Origin of the sequence: Rhizobium favelukesii, assembly GCF_000577275.2 — a bacterium.
In the GTDB taxonomy this organism is placed as follows: domain Bacteria; phylum Pseudomonadota; class Alphaproteobacteria; order Rhizobiales; family Rhizobiaceae; genus Rhizobium; species Rhizobium favelukesii.
The window spans coordinates 1-13,772 of record NZ_CBYB010000026.1 but is presented as its reverse complement, the minus strand read 5'-3'; the positions used below and the strand labels follow the sequence as shown (position 1 = coordinate 13,772).

8 protein-coding genes are annotated in these 13,772 nt (G+C 58.3%); 2 read left to right on the top strand and 6 right to left on the bottom strand.

Annotated elements, in window-relative coordinates; translation table 11 throughout:
- Positions 1-428: 428 nt before the first annotated feature.
- The 6 genes from LPU83_RS28340 to LPU83_RS27945 form a co-directional block, all read right to left on the bottom strand.
- Entirely contained in the window at positions 429-914 is a 486-nt protein-coding gene (locus LPU83_RS28340; protein ID WP_024318678.1) for a MaoC family dehydratase, read from the bottom strand.
- Positions 915-920: 6 nt separating this feature from the next.
- The gene (locus LPU83_RS28315) at positions 921-4,142 is read right to left on the bottom strand and encodes an efflux RND transporter permease subunit (protein ID WP_024318677.1); all 3,222 of its coding nucleotides are present in this window, start codon (positions 4,140-4,142) and stop codon (positions 921-923) included.
- Between the two features lie 3 nt (positions 4,143-4,145).
- Positions 4,146-5,249 (bottom strand): efflux RND transporter periplasmic adaptor subunit, encoded by a 1,104-nt coding sequence (locus tag LPU83_RS28310; RefSeq protein WP_024318676.1) that lies wholly within the window; start codon positions 5,247-5,249, stop codon positions 4,146-4,148.
- Between the two features lie 77 nt (positions 5,250-5,326).
- Entirely contained in the window at positions 5,327-7,153 is a 1,827-nt protein-coding gene (gene glmS, locus LPU83_RS28095) for a glutamine--fructose-6-phosphate transaminase (isomerizing) (RefSeq protein ID WP_024318675.1), read from the bottom strand.
- A gap of 862 nt (positions 7,154-8,015) precedes the next feature.
- On the bottom strand, positions 8,016-10,211 hold the full coding sequence (locus LPU83_RS28040; RefSeq protein ID WP_024318674.1) for a peptidase domain-containing ABC transporter: 2,196 nt from the start codon (positions 10,209-10,211) through the stop codon (positions 8,016-8,018).
- 32 nt (positions 10,212-10,243) lie between these two features.
- Positions 10,244-11,350 carry an HlyD family secretion protein gene (locus tag LPU83_RS27945; RefSeq protein WP_374046225.1) on the bottom strand — a complete coding sequence of 369 codons (1,107 nt, stop codon included), beginning with the start codon at positions 11,348-11,350 and terminating at the stop codon, positions 10,244-10,246.
- 830 nt (positions 11,351-12,180) lie between these two features.
- Between LPU83_RS27945 and LPU83_RS76070 the strand changes: the two genes are divergently transcribed.
- Both LPU83_RS76070 and LPU83_RS27840 read left to right on the top strand, forming a co-directional pair.
- The gene (locus LPU83_RS76070; protein ID WP_483256071.1) at positions 12,181-12,309 is read left to right on the top strand and encodes a DUF269 domain-containing protein; all 129 of its coding nucleotides are present in this window, start codon (positions 12,181-12,183) and stop codon (positions 12,307-12,309) included.
- Between the two features lie 499 nt (positions 12,310-12,808).
- Positions 12,809-13,772, top strand: a 964-nt coding sequence (locus LPU83_RS27840) for a reverse transcriptase domain-containing protein (RefSeq protein WP_244656116.1), incomplete at its 3' end; no start/stop codon positions are given.

The following is a 13,772-nucleotide window of genomic DNA, read 5'->3' as shown; positions in this document are numbered from 1 at the left end:
TGGTCGAAGATGGCGTCTCCATGGATGAGCACAAGATCGATGTCCGAGAGACGTCGCATGATCCTCTCCGCTAGCGCAGGGCCTTCGCGCGCCATTGCCGCAGGCATGTGCTCACGGAGGTTTGATTCCGCATGTTCTTTTCGGGCAGAATAAGCATCTGCTTTCGAACAGCCGTAATGGTGTAGCGCTGCGGTTATTTCGCGAGCACGGGATGGGCCGCGCCGCGCCGCAAATCATCTGAACAATAGCGGCTGGCCTTGAGAATCCGACCGATCCCGGCCTCGCGTCACGACTGCCTGTACCGAAAGTCCTTTTTACGATCGCCAAAACGATGTTGATCGTTTCGAGCGAGCTGGCCAACCAGATTCAGACAGCGCAAGAGTGGTAATTGAATTCTTCGCCGGAGGGGTACTAAGCTACGGGCGATGTCAAACGCCTGTGGGCCGGTCCTTGGGATCGAACTGAACAATAGCGATCCAATTGGCAGTGAGTGCAGGCTTATTCTCGTTCTCGATCTCGACCGTCACTTCGTAGGTGGTAACCAGCATGTTGGCGCCGCGAAAGCGGCAATCCGACAGCACGAAGCGACCACGCACACGGCTGCCGGTCTTGACCGGCGACATGAAGCGGACGCGGTCGGAGCCAAAATTGAGGCCCATGGTCTGTTCGCGGATTTTCGGCATACCGCTGAAGTTCATCACCGACACAAGCGAAAGTGTCAGGAATCCATGTGCGACAGTGCCGCCGAACGGGCTTTCGGCCGCTGCGCGCTCCGGGTCCACGTGGATGAATTGATGGTCCTGGGTCGCATCGGCGAAGAGGTTGATCATCGTTTGATCGACGGTGATCCATTTGGATGTGCCGAGTTCCTGGCCAACAAGCCTCGGCCCGTCTGCGAGAGAAATTTCATGCATGCGACCTCACTTACTTTCTGTCTCGAACTGACGTCCCATCCGTGTCGTCGCAGTAAGATCGCTTGCGACACCGCTGATAGGACTTTTATGCTTATCGAAGTCGATGTGCTGAGCCGCGGCATTCGTCTCTGTAGGATGAGCCAGCCAGCGTTTGAGGCGCCGGGCCATGTCGTCGAGGTAAGTTAGTATGACAGGCACAAAGACCAAACTGAGGAGGGTCGAGGATATCAACCCGCCGATGACCGCATGGGCCATCGGGGCCCGCTGCGCGCCGCCTTCGCCCAAGCCCAAGGCGGTCGGGAGCATACCGAAAATCATGGCGAGGGTTGTCATTACGATCGGCCGGAGCCTTACCGCTCCGGCATCAGCAAGGCTCTGACGCAGACTCTTGCCTTCCCGAACGCCCAGATTGGAGTAGTCGACGAGAAGGATCGCGTTCTTGGTCACCAACCCCATCAGCATGATGAAGCCGATCATCGAGAACATGTTGAGCGTCGAGCCCGTAAACAGAAGGCCAAGCAGGACGCCTATCAAGGATAGCGGCAATGTCATAATGATGGCGATTGGCTGGATGAAGGAGCCGAACTGAGAAGCCAGGATGATGTAGACGAAGATTACGGCTAGCACCAGCGACTGGAATGCATAGGCGGTGCCCTCGGCGAGGTTCTCCGCGTCACCGCCGAATGAGATGCGAAACCCCAATGGAATATCCATCTTTGCGATCGCGGCGTTCAGATCGGCCGCAACGTCGCCCAACGCTCTTCCTTCAATACTACTAGATATGCGAACCTCCCGGGACAGATCCTTGCGGGTGATCGCATCAGGCGCGGTGCTCTCGACGACGTCGGCGACCTGATCCAGCAAGACGGTTATCGGCCTACCATTGTCGTCCGTACGGCCGGTCGAGATTGTGAGATTACGGAGCTGTGCGGCATCCCGCCGGGCGGTCGGGGGCAGCCGCACCACTACATCATGGGGCTCTCCGTCGGGAGCGTTCCATACGGATATCGCATCGCCCGCGACGAGAGGCTTGAGCGTATCGCCGATCGTTGCGATCGACACGCCCAGATCGCTGGCCGCCTCACGGCGTACCCGGACACCCAGCGTTGGTTGGACATTTTCAATCGAAGATTCGATTTCCATCGCGCCTGGGATAGCCGCGAGCGCTGAGGTGATGTTATCGGAGATACGTCGCAGCTCCTCGTCACCATCCCCGAGGACCGAGAGTTGCAGCGGCTTTAACGATCCCCCCAGTCCGGAAGGCTGTCCCACGGAGATCTCCAGGCCTGCGATCGTGGCAAGCCGCTGACGGATGGGATCGATGGTTTCCGCTGTCGTCAGCCTCCGTTGATCGCTAGGCACAAGTTGCACGGCCACAATAGCCCGGTTGAAGCCGCGCACTGCGCCTGAATTGATAGTGGAATACGTCGAGGAGACATAATCGAAATCCCGCAGCACTCGTTCGACCTGGCCGACCTTCACGGCCATATAATCGAGGGAAGCGCCCTCGTTGGCTTCGAGCGATATGCTCACTTCCCCCTGGTCGGCTGGCGGCAAAAACTCAGTACCGATGCGCGGCACAAGCAGCAGGCTGGCAACGAACATGGCGACGACAACAGCAATCGTCGTTTTCCGATGGTCGAATGACCAGTGAATGACAGAGCGATAGCGGCTCGCGAGACTCTCGAACCATTGATCGAATCGCTCAATCATCCGACCGAAGAAACCTCGCGTGGCACTCTTTTGAGATTGGGGGTCGTACCAAACGCTCGACAGCATCGGATCGAGAGTAAAGGACACAAAGAGCGAAATTACCACGGCCACGGCGACAGTAACGCCGAACTGCAGGAAGAAGCGACCAATCAGCCCGCCCATGAAGGCGACAGGCAGAAACACCGCGACAATGCAAAGTGTAGTCGACAGCACGGCAAGGCCAATCTCGTTGGTGCCATCGAGCGCCGCCCTGACATGATCCTTGCCCATCTGGAGATGGCGGGTGATGTTTTCACGAACGACTATCGCGTCGTCGATGAGAATACCGATTGACAGGGAGAGTGCCATCAGCGTCATGATGTTCAGCGTGAAGCCGAGAGCGTAGATGGTCGCGAATGTGCCGATGACTGAAATCGGGAGCGTGAGGCCGGTGATGACCGTGGATCGCCAGGAGTTCAGAAACACGAACACGATCAGCACAGCCAGAACACCGCCTTCGATAAGCGTTCGCTCAACTTCGAAAACCTGAGAGGCTATGGGGCGGGAATTGTCACGTGTGATGGTGAGCCGGACGTTCTCCTTTGCCAGTTCTGCGTTCAACACAGAGATTTCCCTGCGAAGTGCGGACGCCACCTCTACCGTGTTCGCGCCCTGGACCTTGACGATTTGCAACCCAAGAGATGTCATGCTCTGATAGTTTGCAAGACTGGTCACTTCACCACCTGTGTCGAGAACCGTCGCTACATTCGAGAGGTAGACGGGATAGCCGCCACTATGAGCGATGATGATGCTGTTGAAGCCTGAAGCATCCGCGATGCGGCCCTCGACCGTCACGATCCGCTGGTTGATACCGGATACGAGCGTTCCCGCCGCGCGATCCTGGTTCTCGCGTCGGATTGCATCCATGACGGTAGAGACACCGATCCCATAAGCCTCTAAACGATCAGGATCCACGACCACGAGAACCTGCCGCTCGCTGCCGCCAACCAGTGAAATCTGGCCGACGCCGGATATGGCGCTCAGGCGATTAGTGATCACGCGATTAGCAAGCGTGGTGATTTCGCGCAGCGTCCGGATCGACGAGGATGCTGCGACAGAGAGAATTGCCTGGCCGTCCGGTTTGAAGCGCGTGACCTGAGGGGTATCGACTCCGTCGGGGAATTTCGCTCCCAGCCGCGCAACCCTGTCGCGTACCTCCTGCGCCGCGACCTGTGAGTCCACATCAAGTTCGAACTCGACCACGACGACCGAACGTCCTTCGTAGGACTCCGAGGTAATGCTGTCGATGCCGCCAATGGTGTTGAGCGCCGATTCAATCGGTCGTGAGATCTCGCTTTCGACTGATACCGGCGACGCTCCGGTGTAGGTGGTCGCGACCACGACGATCGGGAGGTCGGTCTCGGGGTAGTGGTCGACGCCGAGCCGGCCATATGAAAACAGGCCAAGCACAAGGATAGTCACCATCATCATCGTGGCGAAGACAGGATGGTTGACGCTTATACGCGTAAGAAACATCCGTCAGGTGCCCTCGATGGTCACCCGTGTATCGGCGACCAGATCGGGCAAGGGGGCGCTGACGATAACATCGCCCTCGTTCACCCCCGATACCTGCACAAGATTCCGGTCGCTCCAACTCCTGCCTACCTCGACAGGTTGTCTGCGCAAAACCCCTCGTTCCACCTTGAGAACGAAAGGCCCAACTGCGTCATACCGGATCGAGGCCGCCGGAAGTGCTATGACATCCTTCTGGTCGTCGACTTTGAGGATGCCGGTGGTGAACATCCCGCCTCGCAACAGGCCGTCGTTGTTATCGATGGCGATGAATACCCGCACGGCACGGGATCCGGCGACCGCGGTGGGCGAGATGCGGACGACCGCTCCAGGGAATGTCCGGCCGGGAAAGCCCTCTACTGTCAGCTCTACAGGCTGCTTGGGGCGAACGAGCGGGATGCGGCTTGTGGGAACCCCGGCGTCAACTTCCATCCGGTTGAGCTCGACAATAGTCATCATTTCAGTGTTCAGCGGCACGGTCTGTCCCTGTTCCACCGGACGCGCAGCAATGATGCCATCGAACTCGGCGCGCAATTCCGCATAGGAGAGCGATCGTTCGGCATCTGCGACCTCAGCCTGTTTCACTCTGAGCTGCGCGCGAAGATTGAGCACGTTGGCCCGCGCTGCAAGCCCCGTCGCCTCCGATGCCGCGCCTCGTTCACCCAGCGTGGTGTTTCGCTTAAATACCGACTCAGCGAGTTCGACCTGGGCATTAAGGGCATCCATCTCTGCTTTTCGCGCCGTCACGGCTGATCCGAGAGCTTCCGTATCAAAACGGACGAGGAGGTCGCCGGCTTTGACCACGTCTCCGATCTGCACGGGCAGCTCACTGATTGTCGAGGATACCCGAGATGTCAGTGTCGAACGTCGAACGGGCGTGAGAGAGCCGGCTATACGAACTTCGTTTACGATGTCCTGCCGGACGGCGGTGCTGATGTCGACTTGAGCAAGCTCGATCGGGCTGCCATGTTTAATCTGCGCAATCGCCCGACCTGCCGAAGTAAGGATGGCGATTGCCATGGTTACGGCGACCGCGAGTTTCCCGAAATTGCACCGAACAATTTTCGTCATCTGGATCTCCATCCGAGCGTTGATATCTAAATACGAAGGTGTTGGTGTTTTCCGAGCGAGCTATGAAAGCGTCACAATCATTCGACGGTGACCGATTTGGCGAGATTGCGCGGTTGGTCGACATCTGTGCCCATGAAGACCGCCGTATGATAAGCGAGAAGCTGCAGCGGCAAGGAAAAGATCATCGGGGCGATGACCTCGTCCACGTTCGGCAGCACGATCGTGTGCATCGTGTCGAGTTTCGATGCGGCTGCCCCTTTTTCGTCGGTGATCAGGATGATCCGTCCGCCGCGAGCCGCCACCTCCTGCATGTTGGAGACGGTCTTTTCGAAGAACCGATCATTTGGGGCGATGACGATGACCGGCATGTTTTCATCGATCAGCGCGATCGGACCGTGCTTCAATTCACCAGCCGCATAGCCTCCGGCGTGGATATAGGAAATCTCCTTGAGCTTCAGCGCGCCCTCCATCGCTAAGGGAAAACTCGTGCCGCGGCCGAGATAGAGCACGTCACGGCATATCGACAGTTCCCGCGACAGGAGCTCGATCTTCGGCTTGATGCTCTTCAGCACCTGTCTCATGATGCGCGGCATCCCGGTCAAGCTCTTCACCAGCGCCTGCTCCTGATCATCGGTGACTGTGCCGCGCGCCTTGCCTGCGCCGATGGCGAGCGCAGCGAGAACAGCAAGCTGGCAGGTGAAGGCCTTGGTAGAGGCAACGCCGATCTCCGGGCCAGCGAGGATCGGGAAGACGGCATCGGCCTCCCGGGCAATGGTCGACTCGCAGGCGTTGACGACAGCGCCGATCTTCAGGCCCTGTTCCTTGCAATATCGGAGCGATGCGAGCGTGTCGGCGGTCTCGCCCGACTGCGAGATGAAGAGCGCCGCCGACTGCGGAGACAGCGGGATTTCGCGGTAGCGGAACTCGGAAGCGACATCGATCTCGACCGGCAGTCGGGCATAGCGCTCGAACCAGTATTTGCCGATCAGCCCGGCCAAGTAAGCCGTGCCGCAAGCGGAGATCGCCAGGCTTGGCACCTTGGCGAAGTCGATATCGTGGGAAACCGGCAGCACCTGATTATCGATGAAGTTGATATAATGGCTGAGCGTATGGGAGATGACCTCCGGCTGCTCGTATATTTCCTTCTCCATGAAATGGCGATGATCGCCCTTGTCGACCATAAAGGCGGCGGCCGTGGACACCTGGCGCGGCCGCGTGACGAAGTTGCCGTCCATGTCGAAGATATGGACCCCGGTCTTGCCGATCACCGCCCAGTCGCCGTCGATCAGATAGGTGATTTCATTGGTGAAGGGCGCCAGGGCGATGGCATCGGAGCCGAGGAACATCTCGCCGTTGCCATGACCGATCGCCAGCGGCGGGCCGTTGCGGGCCGCCATGATCGTCGATGGATCGTCTTCGAAAAGAATAGCGAGTGCATAGGCGCCCCTCACCCGCTTCAGCATCGCATGCATCGCCTCGCGCCGTCCCAGGCCGTCGCGGCGAAATCTCGCCAGGAGCTGGGCGACGACCTCGGTATCGGTCTCCGTCTGGAATTCGGCACCCGACTCCGAAAGCTCGTCCTTCAACTCGGCAAAATTCTCGATGATGCCGTTGTGAACGACGGCGACGCCATCAGTAAAATGCGGATGGGCATTGCGTTCGCTGGGCGCTCCATGGGTCGCCCAGCGGGTGTGGGCGATCCCGATGGTGGCGCTCAGCGGCTCTTCCTTCAGTCTCGCCTCGAGATTGACGAGCTTGCCCTCGGCGCGCCGGCGATGCAAGGCACCGTCGATGATCGTCGCAACGCCGGCCGAATCGTATCCCCGGTATTCCAGGCGCTTCAACGCATCAACCAGCCGCTCCGAGACCGGCTGCTGCCCGACGATACCCACAATCCCGCACATGTTCCCTCCGACTTCGTCCCGGCACCCAGCCGACGCAGTAATCACGAGGACGGACCCGCCTGCGCGCCTTCATTCAGGATCTTCTAATAGCATCCGGCAAGATCGGTAAAATCGATAGTAGGAATAACAAACATCCACCGCATCGATACATGGGGCGTACGCTGGGATACGTTTGACGGCCTTGATCGAAATCTCCTCATTGCGCTCGATGCTTTGACGACCGAAGCAAGCTCAGGTCATGCGTCTTGACACTAAGGCGTTGCGGCCGGACTGGCCGCGAAAAGTAAAAGCTTGACCAGCTAAGCGGGCATCGGCGGCGCTGAGGGGGATGCGGCATCCGATCAGAGCCGACACGGTGCGCAACGATCCACTTTACGGTCGTCGCGCCCGCAACGGCCCGCAATGTGTGATTACCAGAGCCGTGTCGGGCAAGCGCCGAGCACAGATCCCTCGACTGATCTGAGCCCTTCAAACTGGACCAGTTTTGGTTGTCTTCTGTGTTCGGCGTGGTGAGGTCAAGCACCTTCTGATTGTCCGTAGCTATGATGATTGACGTCTTCGCAGTATCGCGCTTCTCTCCGGGAGCGCCCCGCGTGGCCCCTCCCACTATGGACCAGAAGAATGAGGCAGAACAATCTAACCGGCGACATGATCGCAATAGACGACCGTATCAAGACAACCACGCGAACTCGCCCATCCGTCGTCCTGCAAAGGACATCTTTCCACCGGTGGCGGAATCTTCTTGTCTCCTTTTGTTCTTGTCACTTTGGTTGCTAATTACGCACCAACAAGCAAGCTCTCCCGTGTCCAACAACAGAATTCGGTTCCGTCACTCCACAGAGATGCATGATCACAGCAAGATTCAAACAAAAGGGGAGACGCTCCGGGATTGAAACTCAGAGGTTTCCCCGATTTGCGCCTGCCACAAAGCAGCATAAGCGCCGTCAGCTCTCAGCAGATCCATATGCTTTCCCTCCTCAACGACCCGACCCTTGTCTAAGACTACGATCTTGTCAGCCCTACAAATGGTGCTCAGTCGGTGAGCGATGACGATGATGGTCTGACCAGCATGACGCAGATCCTCAACCACCCGCAGGATGAAAGCCTCGGCGACCGAGTCGAGAGAGGAGGTCGCTTCGTCGAGGATCAGGATCTCCGGATCCCGGTAGAGAGCCCGAGCCAAGGCAAGGCGCTGCTTCTCGCCGCCGGAGAGGCGTATACCGTTCTCGCCTAAATGGGTCTGGAGACCGCTGGGCCAGCTTTCGATGAGCTCTCGTAGCCCTATTTGATCGCATATTCGTAGGATCTTCACGATGTCCGGATCGAATGCGCCAAGTGCGATGTTCTCGATCACCGAGCCAGAGAACACGTCGACCGATTGCGGCACCGCTGCGATAACTTTGCGCAGGGATACCGTCGAGAGATCCTGGAGAGCATAGGAGCCGATCCGGATGCGGCCACTCTCGAGTGGATACACATTCTGCAGCAGAGCCGCAAGGGTGCTCTTGCCTGAGCCACTTTCCCCCACCACGGCCGTCATCTCGCCCCGCCCGAAAGTGAGGCTAAGATCCTGGAAAAGCTCCCGCTGAGAGCCATGGCGGAACGTGACATTCTCCAGGCGGATATCACCAAGGTGGGACTTTGTGGCATCAATGCCGCCGCCGTTCGTCTCCTGCTCCAGGTCGAAGATGTCGAATAGGCGATCTGCCGCGACGAATGCGTCCTGAACGATCCGGTTGGTCTGGATGAGACTGGCAATCGGCCGGGTGATATAGCCGAGCAAAGCATAGCAGGATAGTAACTCGCCGGGTGTGAGTGTTTGATCGAGGGCAAGCGTCGTCCCAAACCACATCAGCACGATGGTGAATAGCGTCGAGAGGAAAGTTGAGGCACTGTCTCCAAAGATCGAAATTAGCCCGGAGCTATAGACTGAGTGCAGCGTCTTGATGAAGCGGGTCTCGATCTTGAAGCTGGCAAAGCTTTCGATGCCGGAGGTCTTGATTGTGGAGATAGCTCCGAGCGCTTCCACCAGTTGCGCCTCCAGGTCACCGGCATTCTCCATAATGGCGCGCTGGTGTTTCCGATTCAGCCGATTCGTCGTCCAATAGACAAAGAGGTACAGTGGGATGGAGACCGCCACGACCGATGCGATCTTCCACGAAAAGACGAACATCAGCCCCAATGAGAACAGAGTCATGTGCACATCGACGAACATGTTGATTGAGGCGTCATTCAGGAAGCTCCTGATCTTCACCGCATCGTTCATACGGGAGACGATTTCGCCCATTCTCATGCTGTCGTAGAACTTCTGAGGCAGGTTTAAGATGTGATTGTAGTAGCCGAGGATCAGGTCGACATCGATCTTCTGTCCCGTTTGCAGGACGAGCCGGTTCCGCAGGAGAGTGATCAGGACCTGCAACACCAGGATCAGCAGCATGGCGACGCTCATGACGTTGAGCAGGTTGCGGTTGCCCGCTGTGATCACATGGTCTACGATCTTCTGGACGTAGATGGCCGTCGAGAGGCCGAGGATCGTCGTCACCAGCGCCCCGACGAGAGCCTGCGCCATCACCGCCCTGTATGGCGCAAGCAGTCGGGCGAAGCGGGCGAGGGGTGAGGTGGTCTCGTCGTGGCGCTTGAAGGTGTCTGCCGGAACCAGGAGCACCAGGACGCCAGTCCATAGCGTGTTGAACTCCTCGTGCGACAGCTTTAGGATTTCGCCATAGGCTGGGTCCATGACAGTGACCCACTTCGCGTCGATCGCCTGGATTACGACAAAATGGTGCAGGACCTCCTTGACTATCACGTGCGCGATGGCGGGCTTCGGGATCTTGTACAGGCTGTCGAAGCCGCCCCTCACCGCCTTGGAGATGAAGCCTAGCTTCTGGGCCGCTTCCATGAGGCCCAGCACGGTGGTGCCGGCGCGGTCGGTCGAGGCATGTTGCCGGATGCGCGACAATGGCAGCTTGTAACCATAGAACGCTGCGACAGAAGCAAGGCTGGCGGCCCCGCAATCCGTGATGTCGCGCTGCTTGAACTTACTGACGTTGCTCGACATGGCGACTTTCTGGGCTGTGTGGGAAATGAGGTTTAGCGGCCCGTCAAGAGCGGGTTTAGCCAATCATCGACCCCATTGTAGAGGAGTTGCAGGAGAGTTCGGTCGGCCACGCGAAAGCGTGCTCGCACGGTCATGCCTTTCTTCAGGTGACCGATCACCCCGTTCTTGAGCGCGAGATGAGTGCGGGAGAGCGCGCAGCGGACCTTGAAGATCGGCCTATCGTCTAGGAGTGTGAAGTCCTGCGCCACGTCGAGCACGGTTGCTTCGATCAAGCCCCATTGATTGTAGTTGAAGGCATCTACTTGGAGCCGCACCGACTGGCCGGGCCGCACCAAGCCAATGTCATTGGGGGAGACATAGATATCCGCCACCATTTCGCCGCCCGGCGAGACCCAAGCAACAGTTTGCCCCGCCTGGACGTAGCTGCCGGGGCTGAGGCCGGAGAATTGCTCGAGGGCTCCTGACACCGGAGCCCGGATTCGCGTCAGATCCCGTTCATTCTCAAGCTGATGCAAGGTGGCCACTAGTTCCTTAAGGCGCAGGTTAGTGTCGAAGAGCCGCTGGTTCCATTCAGCGGCTTTGCGCCTGGCTAGAATCTCGCCCTGAACCTCAGTGCTCTGGAGAGCGAAAGCCTTTTCGTCTACGGCCTTCGCGGGCGCCGTAGCAACTGAGAGGAGTCGCTTAGCGCGGGCGAATTCCGCCGCGGCATTACTGCGGGCAAACTCGTTCTCCCGCAGCAGGTTGAGAAAATGCGCCCGCTCGGCCGTGGCTGACTCGGTGAGGAGGCGGACCGGGCCGGTGGCGGCGCCGGCCGAGATCAGAGCCTCGAGGTCACTGGCAAGATCGGTCTTAGCGCGAATATCGGCTCTAAGAGCCATAAGCTTTTCCTCAACCACATCATCATCGAGGGTGAGGATTTCCTGCCCTTCGGCGACCCGGCTGTTCTCAAGGGCAAGGATGTGTGAGATCCGCCCGGAGACGGGTGCGACCAAGGGCGTCTTTTCGATGACGGGGCGGATTCTCCCCGCACTTTGGACAGAGACAGGTATGCTCACGAGTGGCAGCGACACGAATGCCGCAAGCACAGAGAGCACAGTCACTTTATAGATGACCAAAGATCGACCTGATCGCCGCGACATGATGCTCTCCGCAGTGCAGCAGGCGGTTTCAGGAGTAAGTTGGATATTGTTCATGCGCCAAGTCACCGCTCAAAAACATGGAAGTATTTCGATATTATCAATTAACCACTGCCAGAACCGAGCCAGTCATCCACCGCAAGTTGCAGGCTTACTTCGTGATTAATTGATGCCTCATACCTCATCTTCTGCTGCCCTCGGCCGGATTGTTGCGGGTCAGTAGGACCTGCAACGACCGCCGAGCAGCGGAGCAAGCCGGTGCCGAACGAGATCAAGGCTTCGAGGCACCGGCAAAATCGCTCCAAGTGCGAATTTCGGCTCTAATGGTGTTTGCCAATAAATTTAAGTGCGGCGGATATGCCATACACGAGAACAATTCCGAAACAGGCTCCCCCTGCTGCGGCAGCAGCAACTGCGAGGAGCGGTACAATTCCTCCACAAGTTTTAGACGCCTCGGCGCGGGTTAATTCAATCACACCACAAGATGACATGTCGGTCGTCATTGTTTTCCACTTTTCCAGATGCCCATAGGGCTGTTGCGACAGTCGCTAAGAAGCAGGAACCGTGCCAACTCCCCAGCTCCCAAAAGAGGAAAGAGCTTCAACTCAAATGGCGTCAATGATAGCTCGAATGACGCCGCGCGGAACATCATAGTGTCGCGGACCCGACAAACCCGACAGGGGTTGCACGACATTTTGACGGATGGCGGACAGGTTTGGCGCCATCATAGCTGAGGATTTTTGGAGATCGAAAAAAGTCTGCAAACCCGTGTCGACCCGCGGAAGTTCATGCTGGGTCATTTCTGCGCCCCCGATCCCAAGTAAGGCACTGGTTTGGCGACGAAAGCATCAAGCCTACGCAATTGCACTAAACGGTTGGTTCTGCTGTCAAAGATCTTACGTGACGCTCATCGATTCGGCTTTAATACGCTCGCAAATGCGCCAATACGGGTACGAAGCTAGTCGGGGGCCCGGTCGCAGCCGTGGAAGCTTATCCGGATGGTATGCGTGACGGAACCGAAGTTAAGGAGAAAACGTGTCAAGCCTAGCATTACAGTTGGTGCGCCGGGAGACCGGCAAGGAGTAGATGGTGAAAGTCCATTACGTTAAAGGCGTAGCGAGCCACATCGGTCCCGAGCCGTGCGCAGGCATCCGCGAGGGTGTGGGCGAAGCGTCGGTAGGAGAGCATACAGGCCAGCCATTGAGCCGCGTAAGAGTGTTATCCCGGGTGCCGACGCCGTCAACTGTGCGGAAGGCGACACGGGCGGGTGCGCAATCGCGAGCATCCGTCTGGCCCGGCGTGGTCGCAGACCCTGGCATGTATGGAAGCTCCTTGTACGGGAACCGGGAGATCTCCGGTCGGCCATGACCCCTTTTGGGTACATGGTCCGCAGCGGGAAGGCGAGGAGCCGTCGCCGCTGATGCACGACACGGAGAAGTCTGGGACTTCGGCATAGTAGCTATGAAGCCGACGAACAAAACCGGGTTGCCGGTAGCGGAGTTGGTGGAGCCAAGGCCGGGGACCAAGGGGAACGCGGATCAGCAACGCATGCACCGGACACAGAGCCGGGCGCGCATGTCCCAGTCGCTGGATCGCGTACGGAAAGTCGCAAGGCTAAAGAAAAAGGAACGGTTCACCGCACTTCTCCACCACATCAATGTCGATGCACTTCGAACGGCATTCTACGCGCTCAGTCGCAAAGCTGCCGCTGGCGTGGATGGCATAACATGGCAGGACTATGAGGCAGACCTTGAGCCTCGGCTCAGGGGCCTGCAAGCACGAGTTCACGGGGGAATGTACCAACCGCAACCATCTCGCCGGACGTTCATACCGAAGGCGGATGGAAAGCGGCGGCCGCTGGCGATCGCAGCCCTGGAAGATAAAATCGTCCAAGGTGCAACGGTCATGGTGCTCAACGCGATCTACGAAGGTGACTTCTGCGGTTTCTCATACGGGTTCCGACCCGGACGGGGTCCGCACGATGCGTTGGATGCCTTGTCCGTCGCGATCAGCGAGCGGAGGGTGAACTGGATCATGGATGCCGACATCCAAAACTTCTTTAGGGCGGTCAGCCAGGAATGGCTGGTCCGCTTCTTGAAGCATCGGGTCGGCGACAAGCGCATCATCCGCCTGATCCAGAAATGGCTGAGGGCGGGCATCCTCGAAGACGGAGTCGTGATCATCGATGACAGGGGCACTGGTCAGGGCTCGGTAACCTCACCGCTCCTCGCCAACATCTACCTGCACTACGTCATCGACCTGTGGGCCAAGCGCTGGCGACGTCGTGAAGCATCCGGCGACATGATCGTTGTGCGCTATGCCGATGATCGTGTGCCACGAACGCACCGACAGCAATGGAGGTGCGGAACTGCACGAGAGATGAGGGTAGGTCCCTCGGAGCCGGCCGTCAGGGGCAGGCTCCGAA